Origin of the sequence: Streptomyces sp. NPDC007983, assembly GCF_042958345.1 — a bacterium.
In the GTDB taxonomy this organism is placed as follows: domain Bacteria; phylum Actinomycetota; class Actinomycetes; order Streptomycetales; family Streptomycetaceae; genus Streptomyces.
This window is the reverse complement of the sequence record NZ_JBIBJI010000002.1, coordinates 235,099-253,480: the sequence shown is the minus strand read 5'-3', so window position 1 is coordinate 253,480 and position 18,382 is coordinate 235,099. Positions and strand designations below refer to the sequence as shown.

Sequence of the window (18,382 nt, the reverse complement as noted above, 5' to 3'; positions counted from 1 at the left end):
AGTTCAGCATGCCACCGAGCAATGAGGAACACATCGGCGCGCGGATCGCGGACTACCGGAAGCTGCGTCAACTCACACAGACCGCCCTCGCGCAACGAGCGTTCCTCTCCCGGGGCACGATCGCCAAGGTGGAACGGGGTCTGGCGCCGGCCACGCCCTCTGTCGTAGCGGCCGTCGCGCGAGTCCTCCAGGTCGACATCGCCGTACTCAACGGGCAGCCGTACATGTCCGAGTTGCAGCAGGATCATCTCGACCGTCTGATCTCCCCATTGTCCGAGGCGCTCGACATGTACGACCTCGGGCCGGACCCCCACGTCGTCCCCAGGCCCATCGACCAGGTAGAGAGCGACGTACGGGCGCTCTGCGACGGGGCCTCAGCCACCGAGTACAAGGTCATCGGCTCGAAGCTGCCTGGTCTGCTCGGCGAACTCACCACCATGGTCAGCCTCCTGTCGCCGGGTGAGGGCTACCGGCGCGCAGCGTCGTCGCTGAGCTGGTGCTACTGGGTCGCCTACGAGTTCGCCTACCGGGTCGGCTACCACGACCTGGCTTCCATCGCACTGGAACGGATGGGCTGGATGGCAGAGCAGGCACAGGACCCGCTGCTGCTCGCCATCCGCCTGAACAAACGGTCGAGCATGCTGCTCCGGCGAGGCAACAATCAGATGTCGCTGCAGGTCATCACCCGCGGCCACCGGCTCATCGACCAGGTCGAGCGGCCTGGATCCGTGGAGGCCCTGGCGGTGGCCGGAAGCCTGCACCTCGCGTCGGCCATCGCGGCCGCGCAAGCGCGCGACGCTGACGCCGTCACCGGATACATGGGCCTCGCCCGCGAGACGGCCAAGAAGATCGGCCGGGACGTGCCGGACGTCTACTGGTCGTCGTTCGGGCTGACCAACGTGCAGCACTTCGACGTCGCGACCAACGTGGAATTGGGCGAACTCGGCGAGGCAGTGAAGCTGTCGAAGAAGCTGCACTTCCCGGACACACATCCGCGGATGCGCGTCGGCCGGTACTACATCGAGATGGCCCGGGCCTACGCACAGATGGGGAAGACAGAACCTGCTGAGCGATTCCTGGTGCGGGCGCGCCGCGTCGCTCCGCAGCAGGCCCGGTATCACCCGCTCATGCGGGAGACGATCGGCGTCCTGGTGCGCCGTCAGCGGCGGGCGCCCGAGTCCCTGTCCTCGTTGGCTGCATGGGTCGGCATGTAGCACCTCCGAGGGGCGCCATTGTTCCGTATCCGGGAACACTGACGACCCCGAAAGTCGACACGATGTGACGGTAAGTGAACAGCACGTTGCATAGAGTCGACCATGACCACCAGAGCCGAGCAGTGGACACCGCCGAACGGGCCAGACCCCGAGGCCTTACCGACAGGCTGGTGGTGGGACGCCGTGCGGGTCGCGGAGGAGGTCGGCGAAGGCGCCCTCGACATCCTCGGCGATCAGTCTGGTGCCGTCACCAAGGACCGCTGCAACACCCTCGACTGGCTCATCGCACCCGGCACGGCAGCGTCCTGGAACCTGCGCGGAGTCGACGTCCTCACCCGAACCGAAGGCGTCGCCACCTACCTCGGCGTGCCCCCGGCAGACCGGCTGACCCGCCCCGGCTCGTACTGGCGGGTCCCGTTCACCCGCGGCCGGTACCTCACCGACCCGCACCTGCTGTACAAGGCACTGGTCAGCATCCTGCTCGCCGAGCCCGGTGAGGGCCAGGAGGGCGACCGGTGATGCCTCAGGTCTGCGCCCGCTGCCAGACGACCACCCGCGAGCCGGTCGTCGTCGCGATCGAGCACGGCGCCAGCGTCGGCGGCCGTACCCTGTACGCCTGCCCCGGCTGCGCGCCCACCTTCCCCAAGCAGCGCAACCCGTTCCCCGTCAGGCGGCAGCAATGACGACCCGCCAGCAGCTCGCCACGACCGCGGCCGACCTCGACCCGGCCACGCTCACCCGCGAACAATTTCCGCCCGAGCCGACGCCCTGGGGCCGGTTCCTCGACCACGCCATGGACTGCGCCGACTGCCGGGAGGGTGAGCGGTGCAGCCCCGGGGACGAGCTGCGCCACGCGGTGCGGGCGGTCCTCACCGCCGCAGCGCCATGACCAGGCAGACAAGCCCCCGCCCCGGACGCGCGCTTTCACGGCCAGCGACCGGGACGGAGACCGTGCACCACCCCACTCACGGAGAGGAAGGCACATGCGTGACATTACTGCGTTACTCGACCGGCTACAGCGGGCCGAGGTCATCGGGACCGTCCTGCGCAACAACCCCGGCATGGACGACGGACTGGCAGCGCGGATCGTCGACGAGGCGGTGAAGTTCGTCGCCGCCGCGGCGGGGGCGCACCAGCATCTCGCCCCGTCCCGGGTCGTGGATGAGGGGTGGCACGCGCTGATCCTGCACACCCGCACGTACCGCCAACTGTGCGAGCGCGTCGGCACCTTCGTCCACCACATCCCGGAGGCACCCGACCCGGAGCAGCGCGACCCCGATGCGCTGACGCGGACCCAGCAGCGCATTGCCGAGGCCGGGTTCCCCGTGGACGACGCGCTGTGGCTGGCGCCCACGGAACAGAGCATCCCGGTCGCGGCCCGCTGCCAGCACTCGGACGACGGCGGGCCGATCGTCATCATCCCCAAGCCCAAGGGCTGACGCGCGTAGGCTGCGGGCCGGAAAGGAGGACACCGATGGAGTGGATCGACCCGAAGTACGCCGAGCTGGTCGCGGCCATGCGACGGGCCGAGGCGGACGCCTCCGAACAGGATCCGTCCGAGGCCCGGCCGGTCCGGGGGTTCATCGTCCCCGACATTGGTCCCGGCCCGCGGCCGCGCTGAGCTGAGCCCCACCCAGCCCTGCCGACGGCGTCTGAATGTCAACTGCCCCGGACCATGATCGCTCCAGGGGCGTTGTTGATGTCAACAGCAGATGTCGAAGACCCCCAACCGACACCGGCTGGGGGTCTTCGCACTGGTGGGCGCAGACGGATTCGAACCGCCGACATCTGCCTTGTAAGGGCAGCGCTCTACCGCTGAGCTATGCGCCCTGGGAGAGCTGTCAGCCTACCTTGTTCGCGGGGTGCCGCCGCAATCCGGTTGCGGCGCCGGTCGTGGCGGCGGTCGTGGCGGGAAGAAGGCCGGCGACGCGAACCGTACCGACCTCTGTGTTCGTCCCTGGTGGGTGGGAGAATGACATTCGGGCCCGGGCGATCCATTGGGAGAGGGAAGTGGCGGCGACACCTGCGCGGCGGTGGTTCGGGGGACGCGGGGAGAGCCAGCGGGCGGAGGCGCAGGCGGCGAAGGATGCCGCGGCGGCCGCGTTCTATGAGCTGGACACCGCGCAGCGGGATCTGCGGATCTCGATAGAGACGATCACGGCGGTGGACGACTCCCCCGCTGCCCGCCGGGCCGCCGCCGACTTCGCGGCGCTCGGGCAGCGGATCGACCAGGTCAGCCATGACTACATCAGCGCGGTGGACGCGCACGACCTGGACCATGACGGTCTGGACGCGGCGGCCGCCGGGCGGGCGCGGGCGGAGCTGACCCGGGCCCGGGACGAGCTGCGGCGGACCAAGGCGGATCTGGACCGGTTCGGGCAGGGGCTGGGGCCGCTGCTGCAGCAGGCCGAGACGCAGCTCGCGCGGCTGGCGCCGGCGGTGGAGCGGGCGCGGCAGGCGCTGCTGGCGGCCACCAACGCGCTGGACGAGGTGCGCGGCTCCGGGCTGCGGGCGGACGATCTGGCGGCGCGGCTGGCGGCGCTGGCGCCCGAGCTGACCAAGCTCAACCAGGGCGCCGGGCAGCACGGCGTGCAGGAGACCATCCGGCGCGCGGACGATGTGCTGCGGCGGGCGGAAGCCGTTCGCGGGGAGGCGGAGCGGCTGCCGGAGCGGGCGGCCGAGATAGACCGGCGGCTGGTGTCGCTGCGGACCCGCGCCCAGGCGATCACCACCCGGGCCGCCGGGGTGGAGCCGGTCCTCAGCGAGCTGCGCCGCCGCTACAGCGCGGCCTGCTGGCAGGACCTGCAGTCGGTGCCCGGGCAGGCGGCGCGGGACGTGGCGCAGGCCGAGGCGAAGCTCGGCGAGGCGCGGACGGCGCGCGAGGAGCAGCGCTGGCCGGACGCCACGGCCCTGCTCAGTACGGTACGGGCGCTGCTGAACAGCACGGACGAGGCGGTGTCGGCGGCCGGGGACCGGTTGCGGCGGCTGGACGAGGTGTCGTTCAACCAGGACAAGGAGATCGAGCGCACCCGGTTCGCGATCCGCGACGCGCAGCGGCTGGCGATGGCCGGGCGCAGTACCCCCGACCCGCGCCACGCCCGCCCGCTGGACGACGCGGTGGGGCGGCTGGAGCGGGCGATCGCGGGGCTGGAGGGGCGGCACCCCGACTGGTGGCACTTCCTCACGGAGACGGAGGCGGTCCGGCAGACCGCCGCCCGGGTCGTGCAGGAGATCCGTGACGACCTCGGGGGCGGGCACTGAGGCCGGTCGCGGCGTACGGGCCGGGAATCGGGGACTGCGGGGTGGTCGGGGTGGTTATGCTCCTGACATGCCTCGCTACGAATACCGCTGCCGCGCCTGCGGGACCACCTTCGAGCTCAACCGGCCCATGGCCGAGTCCTCGGCACCCGCCTCGTGCCCGGACGGGCATGACGACACGGTGAAGCTGCTGTCGACCGTCGCCGTCATGGGCGGCTCGGCCTCCTCCTCGGCACCGGCGGCGCCCGCCGGCGGTGGGGGCGGATGTTGCGGTGGCGGGTGCTGCGGCTGATCCTGGGAGGTACGTCATGGGGGTGCGTAAAACGGCACGCACTCCCGCGTACCCACCGGGTACGGCCTCGCCGGTTAGGAGGCCGACATGGCTACCGGCCGTCCCTCCCCCATCGGTCCGCACCCCGCGGGTTCCGCGCGGCATTTTCCGGAGCGGATCGGCGGGCACACCAAGCTGGATGAGCATCTGCCGGTCGACCACAGCCTGAGCAGGGTCTACCGCCTCGGTGCGGGGCTGATGGGGCTGGTCCTGGTCGCCTTCGGCATCCTCGGCCTGACCGACAACATCGGGTTCTTCGACATCGGCGGCGCGACCGCCGCCGGGCTGAACACCAACGGCGCGCTGAGCGTGCTGTCCATCGCCATCGGGGCGCTGCTGTTCATCGGCATGGTCATCGGGGGCAACTTCGCCTCGACGCTCAACATGGTCCTCGGGCTGCTCTTCCTGCTGAGCGGATTCATCAATCTCGCGGTGCTGGAGACCAGCTTCAACTTCCTGGCCTTCCGGCTGCAGAACGTGCTGTTCAGCTTTGTGGTGGGCCTGATGCTGATGTGGTTCGGGATGTACGGGAGGGTCAGCAGCAAGCTGTCGCACGACAACCCGTACTGGATCTCCCGCCACCCCGAACAGGCCCAGCGCGAGGCCCGGGCGCGCGAGGTCATGGCCGCCCGGCGGCGGGCCGCGGAGGCGGGCGCGGGACAGTCCGTGGCCCCCGGCGAGCCCGCACGGCCCGGGGGCCCAGAGGGAAGGCCGCCCGGGAAGTGGGGGAAGCTGGACCGGGCGCCGGAGGACGCGGCCCCGTCCGGGCCACGCCGCCCCCACCGGCACTGGCCCCGCCGCCACCGCGCCGAGCGGTAGGCCGGCGGCGGCAAGCGGCAGGTCAGCGGCGGGCGACCGGTCAGCGACGGCGAGCCAGGGTCAGGCCATCGGCGATCGTCAGCATGACCGCCTCCATGCGGTCATCGGCCGCCACATGGTCGTTGAAGGACCTGATCGCGGCGCCGCCCCCGGTGGCTTCCGGGTCGACGACGGCCCCGCCGTAGAAGACGTTGTCCGCGACGATCAGCCCGCCCGGGTTCAGCCGCGGCACCAGCTCCTCCCAGTACGGGATGTAGTTGGCCTTGTCCGCGTCCAGGTAGGCGAGGTCGATGTGCGGCTCGGCGGGCATCGCGCGCAGGCTGTCCAGGGCGGGCGCGATCCGCAGGTCGATGCGGTCGGCGACGCCCGCCTTGGCCCACGCCTCCCGGCCGTACGCGGTCCACTCGTCCGATACGTCGAGGGCGACCAGCGTGCCGTCGGCGGGCAGGGCCCGCGCCATGGACAGCGCGGAGAAGCCGGTGAAGGTGCCGACCTCGACGATGTGACGGGCGCCGGTCAGCCGGACGAGGAACGCCAGCAGCGGCCCCTGCTCCTCGGCGGACTGCATCCCGGCGTACTGCGGCAGCTTCGCGTGCGTCACGTCGACCAGTTCGCGCTGCACGGGGTCGAGCGGCGGATTGTGGGCCAGCATGTAGCCGTACAGCTCGCTGGTGATCGGGGTGCTCTTGGTCTCGGCCATGATTCAGTCTCTCTCCATGCGGGTCCGGACCGCTCCCCTATTTCAGGTTCCCAGGTAGCGCAGTACCGCCAGCACGCGGCGGGAGTATCCCGAGCTGCCGGGCAGTTCGAGCTTGTCGAAGATCGCGTTGATGTGCTTCTCGACGGCGCTGCGCGAGACGTGCAGCCGCTGGGCGATCGTGGCGTTGGCGTGGCCCTGGGCCATCGCGTCGAGGACGTCGCGTTCGCGCGGGGTGAGCCGGGCGAGCGGGTCGGTGTGGGTGCTGCGGGACAGCAGCCGGCGGACGACCTCGGGGTCGAACGCGGCGCGGCCCGCGGCGACCCGCTCGAGGGCGTCGAGGAACTCGTCGACCTGGACGACCCGGTCCTTGAGGAGGTAGCCGACGCCCTCGCCCGGGCCGCTCAGCAGCTCGGTCGCGTACCGCTTCTCGACGTACTGCGACAGGACGAGCACGCCGATCGCCGGGTGCCGCCGCCGGATCTCCAGGGCGGCCCGCAGCCCCTCGTCGGTGTGGGTGGGCGGCATGCGGACGTCCACGACGACGGCGTCCACGTCCGGGGTCCGGTCCACGGCCGCGATCAGCGCGGTGCCGTCGCCGACCGCGGTCACCACCTCGTGGCCCTCGTCGGCGAGCAGCCGCACCAGGCCCTCGCGCAGCAGGGTCGAGTCGTCGGCGAGGATTACGCGCAAGGGGGCAGGCATGGCAGCTCCGCGGTGATGGTGGTGGGGCCGCCGGGCGGGCTGGCCACCCGGAGCCGGCCGTCGAGCGCGGCGGCCCGGCGCGCCAGGCCGAGCAGACCGCCGCCCGCCGGGTCGGCGCCTCCGGTGCCGTCGTCGGTGATCTGTACGCGGAGGGTGCCGGCAGGATCATGCGTCAGCGCGACGTCGATACGGGACGCGCCCGAGTGCTTGACCGCGTTCGTCACGGCCTCGGAGACGACGAAGTACGCGACCGTACGGACCGTCGTGCCCGGCTCCGCCGCCAGGCCGTACGCCAGCCGGACCGGGATCGCGGACCGTTCGGCCACCCCCTCCAGCGCCACCCGCAGCCCGGCCTCGTCCAGCGCGGCCGGGTAGACGCGCCACGCCACCTCGCGCAGGTCGCTGAGGGCCTGGCGGCTCTCCTCGTGGGCCTGGACGAGCAGGGCGTGCGCCCGCTCCGCGTCCTGGCTGCGGCGGGCCCGGCCCAGCAGCATGCCGAGCGCGACGAGCCGCTGCTGCACCCCGTCGTGCAGATCGCGTTCGATGCGCCGCCGCTCCTCGTCCACGGCGTCCACCACCCCGGCGCGGCTGGCGGCCAGCTCCTCGATCCGGTGGTGCAGGGCGTCCTGGGGGCTGGGGCCGAGCAGCTGCCGCGCGAGCAGCCCCTCCCAGGACGCGACCGCCACGACGCCCTCGGCGGCGAGGATGAACAGGACCACGCCGCCGATCCCGGTCGTGACCAGGTCGAACCAGTGGTCGCCGCCGAGCACCGGCACGCCCCACAGCAGCAGCGAGCCGAATCCGGCGCCGATCGCGGCCAGCGCCGGGACCACGCCGCCGAGCAGGCCCAGTGCCCAGCGCGTGGCGAGGTAGCGCAGCGCCTGCTCACCGCCGTAGTCGGGGGTGATCTCGGTGCCGAGGAAGCGGGCCAGCTTGCGGCGTTCCGCCTCGGTGAGCCACCGGGCGGTCGCCGTCAGCGGGCGCAGCGCGCGGGTGCGGGCGCGCGGCCGGGGGGTGACGCACAGCAGGACCAGCCCCGTGGCCACGGTGAACAGCAGCTCGGCCACGGCGGTGCCCGCGCCGATCAGCAGCCCGCCCACCAGCCGCAGCCCGCGCCGTAACCACGTCGACCGCGCCTTCCCCATGGACCGCAACGCTAGCCGTCACCGCCCACCCGCACACTGAGGATTTCCGCAGGGTGTGGGTGCGGTGCGGACCCGTACGACCGGGCGGGCCGCCTCATGGTCCGGCGGGGCGCCGATTCCTAGCGTTCCGTGGCATGACCGATCGCATCACCGACTGGGCCACCGGCCTCATGGACGCCCTCGGGGCGCCGGGCGCGGGCGCCGCCATCGCACTGGAGAACCTGTTCCCGCCGCTGCCCAGCGAGGTGATCCTGCCGCTCGCCGGGTTCGCGGCGGGTCAGGGGCGGATGAACCTGTACGCCGCGCTGCTGTGGACCACGGCCGGTTCGGTCCTCGGCGCGCTCGCCCTGTACGGGGTGGGCGCGCTGCTCGGCCGGGACCGGACCCGCGCGATCGCCGCGCGGCTGCCGCTCGTCAAGGCGGCCGATGTCGACCGGACCGAGCGGTGGTTCCAGCGGCACGGCACCAAGGCGGTCTTCTTCGGCCGCATGATCCCGATCTTCCGCAGCATGATCTCGGTACCGGCCGGCATCGAGCGGATGCCGGTCCCGGTCTTCCTCGCCCTCACCACCCTCGGCAGTCTGATCTGGAACGCGGTCTTCGTGCTGGCCGGTTACGCGCTCGGCGACAACTGGCACCGGGTGACGGACTACGTCTCGGTGTACTCCAGGGCCGTGCTGGGCGCCGCCGCGCTCGCGGGGCTCGGCTTCGCCGCCACCCGGTTCGTCAGGCTGATCAGCCCCGGCCGCGGGAAACGGCGCGGATGACCTCGCGGCGGGCCTTGGCCCAGTGGAGGGAGGCGTGTTCGGACAGGGCGCGGGCGATCGCCTCGCCCGCCGCGACGCCCTGTTCCTCGACGGCCGTGACGTGCGGTGCCGTCCAGCCCTCGGTGGCCAGTTCGCCGTGGCCGGGGCGCCAGGCGTGGTCGGCGGCTTCCAGCAGGTCGGCGTCGAGGAGCGAGTCGCCCGCGGTGAGCACCTCGTCCGCGCCGGTGCGGCGCTTGATCTCGGCGACGGCCGCGCTCTTGGTGAGCGGCTTCGGCACGGCGTAGATCTTGCGGCCCTGGAGCGAGACGGTCCAGCCGCGCGGTTCCGCCCACACCTCCAGCTCCTTGACGTACTCGTCGGGCAGCAGCTTCCGCTCGACGACGAGATACGCGAACAGGTCCTCCGCGACCCGCTCCTTGAGCAGCCAGGCCGGGTCGGCGGTGGCGGTGAGGTGGGCGCGGACCTCCTCCAGCGGGGCGCAGCAGTCGGCCAGGGCGCCGCGCACGCCGGCGTGCCACTCGGGGTCGGACTCGCCGTCGACGAGCAGATGGCCACCGTTCGCGCAGATCGCGAAGCGGGGGGCCGGGCCGGGGAGCCGTACGCGCCGGTACTGCTCGCGGGTACGGGTGGTCGTCGGTACGAAGACGGACGTACGGGCCAGCTCCGCCAGCAGCCCGGCCGCGGTCTCCGTCAGGTACGACAGCGGTTTGCCCTCGTACACCTCGACGCACAGCAGCCGGGGCGCCTCGGCATCGGGCATGGTGAGGCCGAGCGCCGCCGCCGAGTAGATCAGCGTACGGTCGAGATCACTTGCCACCAGAACGGTCATCGGGCCGCCTCCACCGCAACTGTCGATATGTTCATCTCGCCGCCACCGCCTTGCCGTCCGCGCCCGTGGCGCCTCGTGTGTAGCGCGGGTGGATCAGCCCCACGCAGGTGTACGGCAGGCCGTCGGTCTCCTCGACCGGCACCCCCCGCTGCTCGGCGAGCAGCCGTACGTGGTCCAGGTCCGCGCCCGCGCCCCGCTTGGCGAGGATCTTCCACGGGACACGGCGCAGCAGCACGCGCGTCGTCTCGCCGACGCCCGGTTTGACGAGGTTGACGTCGTGGATGCCGTACTCCTCACTGATCCGCTCGACGGCCCGCCACCCCTCCCAGGTCGGGGTGCGGTCGGCGGCGGCCAGCTCCTTCGCGTCGGCCGCCACGCCGTCGGCGACCTCCTCGAAGCGGGCCGTGATGGCGTCGAGGAAGGCGCCGGAGAGGTCCACGTCGGCCAGCTCGCGGTAGAACTTCGCGCCGTGGAAGTCGTCCGGCCCGACGAGGTCGGCGCGGAGCACGGTGCGCGATATCAGCCCGGAGACGGTGGAGTTGAGGCACGCGGAGGGGACGAGGAAGTCGTCGCGGGTGCCGTAGGTGTCCACGCAGCGGCCCGGGTCGGCGAGGACCGCGATCCGCGGGTCGAAGTCCGGGTACGGGGCGAGGGCGTCCGACAGCTCGCGGGTGATCGCGCCCTTGCCCGTCCAGCCGTCGACGAACACCACATCGGCCGGGTCGTGGTGGTCGGCCAGCCAGCGCAGCGCGGCGGTGTCGATGCCGCGGCCGCGCACGATGGAGACCGCGTAGTGCGGCAGGTCGAGACCGTGGGCGTGGCGCGCCCAGCTGCGCATCAGCACGCCGACGGGGGTACCGGCCCGGGCGAGCGAGACGAGGACGGGGCGCGGGGAGCGCTCGGCGAGCACGGTCTCGGTGACGGTGCCGACCGCGCGGGCGATCCGGCCCGCGGAGGCCGCGAGCGCGGCCCGGAACAGCTCCTGGTACGCCTCGCTGGGCTGGTACTCGACGGGCAGCGACTCGGCGTAGTGCGCGCCGCCGCTCTGGATGGCCTCCTCGCGCTCCTCGGTGGGGGCTTCGAGGGTGACGTGGGAGAAGTCCTGGAGCAGCCAGCCGACGTCGTCGGGGGCGTAGGACGAGAACGCTGGCCCGCGCAGGGGCTCGGGCGGCGGTTGGGGCATGGAGGCCTGCCGTTCGGGGGCGGGGGCGGGGACGGGAGCGGGGGCTGTGGGGGGCGGTACATGGGAGGGGACGACGGCCAGCAGCAGCCGGTCGGTATGCGCGGCCAGCCGCCCGAGCAGCCCGTCGGGCGCGTGCAGGGCGGGGGTGTCGGCGGCCGAGTCGACGACGGCGACGACCGCGTCGAAGCGGCGTGCGGGGTCGGCGCCGGGCGCCACGTTGTAGGCGTAGCGCGGCCCGGGGCCGTCGGCGGGGGCGTCATGGGCAGGGAAGGTGAGCGCGGTACGGATCGCGTAGCCGGGGTCGTCCACGGCCAGCACGGGCGACCGCGTGGTGGTCGAGAACCGCACCTCGGCCCCGTCGAGCACGTCGTCCAGCGCCCCGGCGAGCCGCAGCGGGGCGTACATCAGCTCCTCGAACCCGAGGACGAGCACGCGGCGGGGCGCGGCACCGGCGGCCCGGTCCGGCGCCCCGGGGGCCTCGGCGGTGTCCACCGCCGAGGCCGGTGCGGGCTCCGGCCCGGCGGGCGCGTGGGTCAGCGCCTCGGCGAGGCGTGACGCCATGGCCGGGAGCGCGGCCTCCAGGCGGGCGCGGTGGGCGGGGGTGAAGCCGTGCCGCCCGCCGTCCGGCAGGCCCGCGGGCCAGCCCAGCTCGACCCGGAGGACCTGCGGGCCGTCCGCGCCCGGGCCCCCGGCCGCCGCCGGGGCCGCCGCCGCTTCCGGCGGGGCCGGGGCGTGGGCGGCTACCAGGGCGCGGCCGCGGGGCAGGACGTCGGGCGGGAGGTGGACCGTGCCCGTCGCGGCGGAGACGAGGTCCACGCGGGCGCCCAGGTCGGAGGCGAAGGCGTCCAGGTGGGCGCGGTCCTCCGGGGAGCGCATGTCGACCAGGGCGACCACCACATAGCGGTCGCGGGGGAAGCGGCGGTGGAGGGCGGCGATGGTGTTGAGGACGGTACGGCCGGTCGAGAACTCGTCGTCCACCAGGACCAGCGGGCCGTCCGTGGCCAGCAGCCGGGGGTCTTCCGGGAGCAGCAGATGGGACGTGGCGTGGCTGTGCTCCTCCTCGAAGCCGCCCACCGTGGGCACACCCGCGACCGGGCGGCGGGTCGAGTGCAGATACGGGGCCAGGGCGAGCCCGTCCGCGACGCTGTGGCCGAGGCCGGTGGCCGTCTCGGCGTAGCCGAGGACGACGGCGCGGGCCGCCGCCTCGTCGCCCAGCAGGGCGCGCACCTCCTGGCCGAGCGCTACGCCCGCGCCGTGGACGGCGGCGGGTCGCTGGGGGACGTGCTTGCCGAGCACGTTCGATACGAGCAGATGCGCCCGCTTGGGGTTGCGCCGCAGGGCGAGGCCGAGCAGCGCGGGCAGCCGCCCGTCGCCGTCGAGCCGTACGCCGAGCCGGTCCGCGACCCACTGTCCCGACCACACCACGCTGTCTGCCTCGTTTCCACTCATAGGGGTCACGCCGTTCGTACGGTCCGCAGGCTCGCGGCCAGCAGCTCCACGAAGCTCACGTCCTCCCGGGCGACGCCGAAGACCTCGGCGCGCTGCAAGGTCCGCTCGGCCCAGGCCCGGTGGGGTTTCACCTCGTTCATCTTGTTGGTGTACGCGGAGCGCAGCACACCGCCCCCGCAGCGCTCGGGTTCGAGGATGTCCACCGCGTCGCTGAACTCCTCGTGGCTGACGACGGACAGGGCGTGCACCGGGGCGACATGGGTGGGGTGGATGCAGGTCTTGCCCTGCAGCCCGTTGGCCCGGTCCAGTTCGATCTCGCGGAGCAGCCCGTCCATGTCGTGCTCGATGAGCGCGGCGCGCAGCGATTCGGCGCGCCCGGAGAAGGGGCTGAGCCGCAACTGCGGTTTGAACATGCGCTCGTGCTGCTTGAAGTACTCCCACACCGGGCCGGTGACGGTGAATCCGGTGCCGTCGGCGCGGCCCAGCATGTTCACCACGTCGCCGATGACGGACGCGACGAGCTGGACGTCGTACGCGGTCATGTCGGGTGCCCGGCGCAGCCCGTACGCGGAGCACAGGTCGGTCACCCCGAGCCGCAGCGCCAGCACCCGCTCCCGGTATTTGTCGACGATCCGGCCGATCCCGGCGAGGGTTTCGGTGCGGGTTTCGCGGTGCATCAGCTCCGGCGACTCCAGGACCGGCATCGCATACAGCCGCCGGTTCCCCAACACCTCGGCCACCTCACGGTTTTCGGCCGATATCAGGGCCTCCAGGAACGGAACTCCGCGCTCCTCGGTGAACTTGGGCAGTACGAATCCGGACAGCAGCCGCACGGCCGGTCCGAGCCGCCGGACGAGGTCGACGATCTGCTCGGGAGCGCGGACCCGGATGAAGAGCAGCGGAAGTTCGGTGGCAACGCCGCGCCCGGCGAGATCGGCGAACTGCCGCACGAGGTTCTCCTCGGCGGCCGGCACCTCGGCGTCGTGGATCGAGTCCTCCAGGCACAGCACCATGGAGACAACGCCACGACCTGCCTGTTTGACGACGTCGTCGGCGAGGGCGGACCGGGTGGCGGGGCTGTAGAGGGTGGCGCCGAGCGCGACGGCGAGGGTCCGGGCCGGTGAGTCGACCGTGAATTCGACGGGCTGCTGATGGAAGAGGCGCGTCCGCGTCTCGTCCGGCAGATGTCCAAAATGCCGCATGTTTCTCCCCGCACTGCCGGTTCCCCACCCGGGCCACACGACCCTCGGGTGGCCGATTATCGTACGTCCGAGCCCGGGTCAAAAGTTCCCCAAGGCCGTGAAAATCACGTAACTCCTATGCGTCGCCCCGGTATCCGGCATGCCCGTCCCGCCACATCCCACCAGCACTTCCCCGCACCCCTGCGTTGTCCCCGCACCGGGCGGGAGGGCAGGATTACGGCCATGACGCACGCGATGCTGAAGGGATCGAACATCCCGCTCGAGGCCACGGCCATACGCGCGGTGCTGCGCTGGACCCCCGGCACGGACGTGCCGGACATCGACGCCTCGGCGCTGCTGCTGGGCGGGGACGACCGCGTGCGCTCGGACGAGGACTTCGTCTTCTACAACCAGCCGCGGCACCCCTCTGGCCTCGTCCGGCACCTGCCCAAGAAGCAGGCGCCCGAGGGACTGACGGACACCATCGAGGCCGATCTGACCGGGCTGGAGCCGGGGGTGCACCGGGTGGTGCTGGCGGCGTCGGCGGACGGCGGCACCTTCGGGCAGGTACGGGATCTGAGCCTGCTGCTGTACGACGCGTCGCCGTCGGCCGCCGAGGAGCCGCTGGCGATCTTCGCGGTGCTGCCGGAGACCGGCAAGGAGGCCGCGCTGATCTGCGGCGAGCTGTACCGCCGGGGAGACAGCTGGAAGTTCCGCGCGCTGGGGCAGGGCTATGAGTCCGGGCTGGTCGGGCTGGCCACGGAGTACGGCATCTCGGTGGACGACGGCGAGGGCGCCGACGCGGACCCGGACCGGAGCACCGGGCAGAGCACGGGCCAGGGCGGCGCGGAGGAGCCGGAGGCCATCGCCACGGCCGAGCCGGGCACCCCGCCGGCCCCGGCCCCGAGCCAGGCCGAGACGACCGCTCTGCCGCCGCCCCAGCCCGTGCCGCAGCCGGACCCCTGGGACCCGCAGGCGACCCAGCCGCTCGCCGCCGGCCAGGGCGCCACCCCGACCGGCGCGACGGGCGACGGCGACTACTACCTGCCGCCGCAACCGCCCGTACCGCCGCAGGCGCCGCCGCACGTCCCGGCACCGGCCTATCCGCAGCCGCCCGCCCAGCCCCCGGCGCAGCCCGCGTACGGATACCCGCAGCAGCCGTCGTACGGATACCCGCAGCCGCCCGCCTACGGCTATCCGCAGCAGGTGCAGCGGACCGGTCCGCCGCCCCCGCCGCCGCTTCCGATGCCGTTCCCGGACCCCAACTTCACCCTGCCGCCGCAGGGGCCGCAGTTCCAGAAGCGCTAGCGGCAACGGCCGGGGCCGCTCCTACACCTTCGACTTGTAGCCGCGGCCCCACTGGAGGCCCCACCCGTACAGCCGGTCCAGCTCCGCCTGGAAGCCGTACACGTACTTCACCTCGCGGCGGACGATGATCTCGCCCTTGACGTTCTCCAGCATCACCACGGCGCAGGAGCGGGCCTGCGGGGCCCGCTCGTCGAGCGCGATCTCCACCCGCGGACCGTTGCTGGGGTACAGCGTGACCATGCCGTGCGTACGGTCGAAGGCGGGGGTGCCGTCGTAGATGTAGACGAAGACGAGCAGACGCTTGATGTCGTCCTTGTGGTCCAGATTGATGTAGATCGTCTCGCCCATGCCGGAGCCGAACCGGTCATCCCCGCTGAGCTTGACGTACGGCGCCTCGTTGAGGTTGCCGAAGAAGTCGCCGAGCGGCTGGACCACGCCCTTGGCGCCGCTCTTCAGCTCGTACATGACGGCCAGGTCCAGGTCGACGTTGACCATGGCGGGCCCCTGGGCCTGCACCACCTGCGGCTTGAACATCTGCAGCGGGTGGCGCAGCAGGCTGGGCCCCTTGCTGTTGAAGTCCGAGGTGCGCATCTGCCAGGACAGGTTGATCCGCAGGTTGCCGCTGGCGGCGCCTTGTTTGGTCAGCGAGATGGTCTGGTGGCGCTTGGTCAGCTCGACCGCGCCGCTCGCGTCGCCGCTGTCGAACTCGCGCCACGCGGACCGCCCCCAGTTGCTCCAGAACGCCATCGTGCGCACCCCACCCTTCGTGGCTCCCACTGCCTCAAAGCCGCTCGACTACGACGGGGCGGCCGGGAGGTCGTACGACCTCGGCCGCCCCGCTGAGAGCGTTCCTCAAACGCCGGTGTGTCACACTCCGGCGGTCAGACTCCGGACGTGACTTCCGTCTTTTCCTCGGATCCGGCTCCGCCGCCCTGTGCATCCCGGCGGTTGCGGATGACCGAGGACCAGTACGAGGCGCCGATGAGGGCGACGCCCACCACGCCGGTGATGACCTCGTTGATCTCGTACTTGATGGTGATCAGCAGGATGGCGGCCAGCGCGCCGATGGCGTAGTGCGCGCCGTGCTCCAGGTAGACGTAGTCGTCCAGGGTGCCCTGGCGGACCAGGTAGACCGTCAGCGAACGGATGTACATCGCGCCGATGCCCAGACCCAGCGCCATCTCGAAGATGTCGTTGGTGATCGCGAAGGCGCCGATCACGCCGTCGAAGGAGAACGAGGCGTCGATGACCTCCAGGTAGAGGAACATGAAGAACGCGGCCTTGCCGGCCAGGCCGACCACCGTGGCGCCGCTGCTGCCGCGACCGCCGCCGTTCAGCTGGGCGGTCTCGGCGGGCTTCTTCTCGTCGGCCTCGTCGTCGTCCGCGCCGTCCTCGTCGTCGTCCTCTTCGAGCTTGTCCTCGAAGAATCCGGAGACCCCGTTGACGATCAAGTACGTCATCAGACCGGCGACCCCGGACAGCAGCACGGTCGCGCTCTTGTCGCCGCCGCCGTGCGCCACGTCGGTGGCGAAGGTGGTGGCGGTGATCAGCAGCACGGCCAGGGCGATGACGACCGAGAAGGTGTCCAGCTTGCCGAGCTTGGACAGCGGCTTCTCCAGCCAGCCCAGCCAGCGGATGTCGCGCTCCTCGAAGATGAAGTCGAGGAAGATCATCAGCAGGAACATCCCACCGAAGGCGGCGATCGCCGGGTGGGCGCCCGTCACCAGGTGTTCGTACTTGTCCTTGTCGTTGATCGCGAGGTTCACGGCCTCGATCGGACCCAGCTTCGCCGTGATGGCGACGATGACCACCGGGAAGACCAGACGCATGCCGAAGACGGCGATGAGAATACCGATGGTCAGGAAGATCTTCTGCCAGAAGGCATTCATCTTCCGCAGGATGCCCGCGTTGATGACCGCGTTGTCGAATGAGAGCGAGATCTCCAGGATCGAGAGGATCCCGACGATCGCGAGCCCCTTCCACCCCCAGAGGACGCCGGCCAAGGCCAGACCGATCACCGTGACGGCGAACGACCAACCAAAGGTTTTGAGGAGCACTGGCAACCCAATCCTTCTGCGTACGGTCTCCCCCGCGCCTTGTTACGCGGCTTTACGAAACGTTGACTCCGAAGTCTAGAGCGATACCCCGGAGGCCTGACGCGTACCCCTGCCCTACCGCACGGAACTTCCACTCGCCGTTGTACCGGTAGACCTCGCCGAAGATCATCGCGGTCTCGCCGGAGGCGTCCTCGGAGAGGTCGTAGCGGGCCAGCTCATTGCCGTCGGCCTGGTTCACCACGCGGATGAACGCGTTGCTGACCTGCCCGAACGTCTGGCGCCTGGCGTCGGCGTCATGGATCGAGACCGGGAAGACGATCTTGTCGACCCGCTCCGGGACCTTGGTGAGGTCGATCAGCAGCGACTCGTCGTCGCCGTCGCCCTCACCGGTGAGGTTGTCGCCGGTGTGCTCCACGGAGCCCTCGGGGCTCTTGAGGTTGTTGTAGAAGACGAAGTACTCATCGCCGAGCACCCGCCCGGACTCGCACAGCAGCGCGCTGGCGTCGAGGTCGAACGGTGCTCCGGTGGTGGAGCGCGCGTCCCAGCCCAGGCCGACGAGCACCTGGGTGAGATTCGGCGCGGCCTTGGAAAGGGAGACATTGCCTCCCTTGGCGAGCGTAACGCCCATGATCCTGGTCCCTCCCCGGGGTAGTGCGTGGTACGACGCGCATCCGGCGCCGCACTCCCGTCTGTGGACTACAGGGGTGCGGCGCCGGACGTGGCGGCCTCGGCGCGCCCGGCCGGCCGGCTCGGAGGATGTCCTGCCGGTCCGGCCGGGCTGCCGGGGCCGATTCAGACGTTGACGCCGAAGTCCTGCGCGATGCCACGCAGACCCGAGGCATAGCCCTGGCCGATGGCACGGAACTTCCACTCCGCCCCGTTCCGGTACAGCTCGCCGAAGACCATGGCGGTCTCGGTGGAGGCGTCCTCGGAGAGGTCGTAGCGGGCCAGCTCGTTGCCGTCGGCCTGGTTCACCACGCGGATGAATGCGTTGCGCACCTGGCCGAAGCTCTGCTGGCGGGTCTCGGCGTCGTAGATCGACACCGGGAAGACGATCTTGGCGACATCGGCCGGAACACCGGCCAGGTTCACCTTGATCTGCTCGTCATCGCCCTCGCCCTCACCGGTGATGTTGTCACCGGTGTGCTCGACGGAGCCGTCGGGGCTCTTGAGGTTGTTGAAGAACACGAAGTTCTGGTCGTTGGCGACCTTGCCCTCGGTGTTGGTGAGCAGGGCACTGGCGTCGAGGTCGAAGTCAGTGCCCGTGGTGGTACGGGCGTCCCAGCCCAGACCGACGACGACCGCGGTCAGGTTAGGGGCTTCCTTGGTCAGCGAGACGTTGCCGCCCTTGCTGAGGCTGACTCCCACGAGTCCTCCCAATAAGGTTCGTCAGGAGCACTGTGTGCCCCTATCTCCATGAGGTTCCCACCAGGATCAAC

At 71.5% G+C, this 18,382-nt stretch carries 21 protein-coding genes and 1 tRNA gene; 11 read left to right on the top strand and 11 right to left on the bottom strand.

Annotated elements, in window-relative coordinates:
• Window positions 1-8 precede the first annotated feature (8 nt).
• From ACFZCY_RS05970 to ACFZCY_RS05945, 6 genes are all read left to right on the top strand, one after another.
• The gene (locus ACFZCY_RS05970) at window positions 9-1,214 is read left to right on the top strand and encodes a helix-turn-helix domain-containing protein (RefSeq protein ID WP_391169815.1); all 1,206 of its coding nucleotides are present in this window, start codon (window positions 9-11) and stop codon (window positions 1,212-1,214) included.
• A 102-nt stretch (window positions 1,215-1,316) separates the two neighbouring features.
• A complete protein-coding gene (locus ACFZCY_RS05965; protein WP_391169814.1) occupies window positions 1,317-1,733 on the top strand; it encodes a hypothetical protein in 417 nt (138 codons plus the stop codon).
• Complete coding sequence (locus ACFZCY_RS05960; protein WP_391169813.1) at window positions 1,733-1,897, top strand: hypothetical protein; 165 nt, start codon at window positions 1,733-1,735, stop codon at window positions 1,895-1,897. Before ACFZCY_RS05965 ends, ACFZCY_RS05960 begins: the two co-directional genes overlap by 1 nt.
• On the top strand, window positions 1,894-2,103 hold the full coding sequence (locus ACFZCY_RS05955; RefSeq protein WP_391169812.1) for a hypothetical protein: 210 nt from the start codon (window positions 1,894-1,896) through the stop codon (window positions 2,101-2,103). Before ACFZCY_RS05960 ends, ACFZCY_RS05955 begins: the two co-directional genes overlap by 4 nt.
• A gap of 94 nt (window positions 2,104-2,197) precedes the next feature.
• Window positions 2,198-2,653, top strand: a complete 456-nt coding sequence (locus ACFZCY_RS05950; protein WP_391169811.1) for a glycine-rich domain-containing protein — start codon at window positions 2,198-2,200, stop codon at window positions 2,651-2,653.
• 35 nt (window positions 2,654-2,688) lie between these two features.
• Window positions 2,689-2,835 carry a hypothetical protein gene (locus ACFZCY_RS05945; protein WP_391169810.1) on the top strand — a complete coding sequence of 49 codons (147 nt, stop codon included), beginning with the start codon at window positions 2,689-2,691 and terminating at the stop codon, window positions 2,833-2,835.
• Window positions 2,836-2,969: 134 nt separating this feature from the next.
• On the opposite strand, the gene ACFZCY_RS05940 is transcribed toward ACFZCY_RS05945, so the two are convergent.
• Window positions 2,970-3,044: transfer RNA gene (locus tag ACFZCY_RS05940), tRNA-Val, on the bottom strand.
• Window positions 3,045-3,224: 180 nt separating this feature from the next.
• Between ACFZCY_RS05940 and ACFZCY_RS05935 the strand changes: the two genes are divergently transcribed.
• From ACFZCY_RS05935 to ACFZCY_RS05925, 3 genes are all read left to right on the top strand, one after another.
• On the top strand, window positions 3,225-4,475 hold the full coding sequence (locus ACFZCY_RS05935) for a hypothetical protein (RefSeq protein ID WP_391169809.1): 1,251 nt from the start codon (window positions 3,225-3,227) through the stop codon (window positions 4,473-4,475).
• A 67-nt stretch (window positions 4,476-4,542) separates the two neighbouring features.
• Window positions 4,543-4,764: a zinc ribbon domain-containing protein gene (locus ACFZCY_RS05930; RefSeq protein ID WP_079038385.1), complete on the top strand. Its 222-nt coding sequence runs from the start codon at window positions 4,543-4,545 to the stop codon at window positions 4,762-4,764.
• Between the two features lie 87 nt (window positions 4,765-4,851).
• Window positions 4,852-5,622 (top strand): DUF4383 domain-containing protein, encoded by a 771-nt coding sequence (locus ACFZCY_RS05925; RefSeq protein ID WP_391169808.1) that lies wholly within the window; start codon window positions 4,852-4,854, stop codon window positions 5,620-5,622.
• A 40-nt stretch (window positions 5,623-5,662) separates the two neighbouring features.
• On the opposite strand, the gene ACFZCY_RS05920 is transcribed toward ACFZCY_RS05925, so the two are convergent.
• The 3 genes from ACFZCY_RS05920 to ACFZCY_RS05910 are packed head-to-tail and all read right to left on the bottom strand — an operon-like array spanning window position 5,663 to window position 8,169.
• A complete protein-coding gene (locus ACFZCY_RS05920) occupies window positions 5,663-6,322 on the bottom strand; it encodes a class I SAM-dependent methyltransferase (protein WP_391169807.1) in 660 nt (219 codons plus the stop codon).
• 42 nt (window positions 6,323-6,364) lie between these two features.
• On the bottom strand, window positions 6,365-7,024 hold the full coding sequence (locus ACFZCY_RS05915) for a response regulator (protein WP_391169806.1): 660 nt from the start codon (window positions 7,022-7,024) through the stop codon (window positions 6,365-6,367).
• Window positions 7,003-8,169 (bottom strand): histidine kinase, encoded by a 1,167-nt coding sequence (locus tag ACFZCY_RS05910; protein WP_391169805.1) that lies wholly within the window; start codon window positions 8,167-8,169, stop codon window positions 7,003-7,005. Before ACFZCY_RS05910 ends, ACFZCY_RS05915 begins: the two co-directional genes overlap by 22 nt.
• Window positions 8,170-8,303: 134 nt before the next feature.
• Between ACFZCY_RS05910 and ACFZCY_RS05905 the strand changes: the two genes are divergently transcribed.
• Window positions 8,304-8,936, top strand: a complete 633-nt coding sequence (locus ACFZCY_RS05905) for a VTT domain-containing protein (RefSeq protein WP_391169804.1) — start codon at window positions 8,304-8,306, stop codon at window positions 8,934-8,936.
• Here the strand turns inward: ACFZCY_RS05905 and ACFZCY_RS05900 are convergent.
• The 3 genes from ACFZCY_RS05900 to ACFZCY_RS05890 are packed head-to-tail and all read right to left on the bottom strand — an operon-like array spanning window position 8,905 to window position 13,599.
• On the bottom strand, window positions 8,905-9,765 hold the full coding sequence (locus ACFZCY_RS05900; RefSeq protein ID WP_391169803.1) for an HAD family hydrolase: 861 nt from the start codon (window positions 9,763-9,765) through the stop codon (window positions 8,905-8,907). The two genes, ACFZCY_RS05905 and ACFZCY_RS05900, sit on opposite strands and share 32 nt — an antisense overlap.
• A 31-nt stretch (window positions 9,766-9,796) precedes the next feature.
• A complete protein-coding gene (locus ACFZCY_RS05895; protein ID WP_391169802.1) occupies window positions 9,797-12,397 on the bottom strand; it encodes a phosphoribosyltransferase domain-containing protein in 2,601 nt (866 codons plus the stop codon).
• A 5-nt stretch (window positions 12,398-12,402) separates the two neighbouring features.
• Window positions 12,403-13,599 carry an HpcH/HpaI aldolase/citrate lyase family protein gene (locus ACFZCY_RS05890; protein WP_391169801.1) on the bottom strand — a complete coding sequence of 399 codons (1,197 nt, stop codon included), beginning with the start codon at window positions 13,597-13,599 and terminating at the stop codon, window positions 12,403-12,405.
• A gap of 222 nt (window positions 13,600-13,821) precedes the next feature.
• Here ACFZCY_RS05890 and ACFZCY_RS05885 point away from each other — a divergent pair, with 222 nt between their 5' ends.
• Window positions 13,822-14,886 carry a TerD family protein gene (locus tag ACFZCY_RS05885; RefSeq protein WP_391169800.1) on the top strand — a complete coding sequence of 355 codons (1,065 nt, stop codon included), beginning with the start codon at window positions 13,822-13,824 and terminating at the stop codon, window positions 14,884-14,886.
• A gap of 21 nt (window positions 14,887-14,907) precedes the next feature.
• Here ACFZCY_RS05885 and ACFZCY_RS05880 read toward each other — a convergent pair whose 3' ends face one another.
• The 4 genes from ACFZCY_RS05880 to ACFZCY_RS05865 form a co-directional block, all read right to left on the bottom strand.
• Window positions 14,908-15,633, bottom strand: coding sequence for a TerD family protein (locus ACFZCY_RS05880; RefSeq protein WP_361474617.1), 726 nt, complete (start codon window positions 15,631-15,633; stop codon window positions 14,908-14,910).
• A 134-nt stretch (window positions 15,634-15,767) separates the two neighbouring features.
• The gene (locus ACFZCY_RS05875; RefSeq protein WP_391169799.1) at window positions 15,768-16,943 is read right to left on the bottom strand and encodes a DUF475 domain-containing protein; all 1,176 of its coding nucleotides are present in this window, start codon (window positions 16,941-16,943) and stop codon (window positions 15,768-15,770) included.
• A gap of 52 nt (window positions 16,944-16,995) precedes the next feature.
• Window positions 16,996-17,571, bottom strand: a complete 576-nt coding sequence (locus ACFZCY_RS05870) for a TerD family protein (protein ID WP_055550598.1) — start codon at window positions 17,569-17,571, stop codon at window positions 16,996-16,998.
• 164 nt (window positions 17,572-17,735) lie between these two features.
• Entirely contained in the window at window positions 17,736-18,311 is a 576-nt protein-coding gene (locus ACFZCY_RS05865; RefSeq protein ID WP_055550596.1) for a TerD family protein, read from the bottom strand.
• Between the last annotated feature and the right edge of the window lie 71 nt (window positions 18,312-18,382).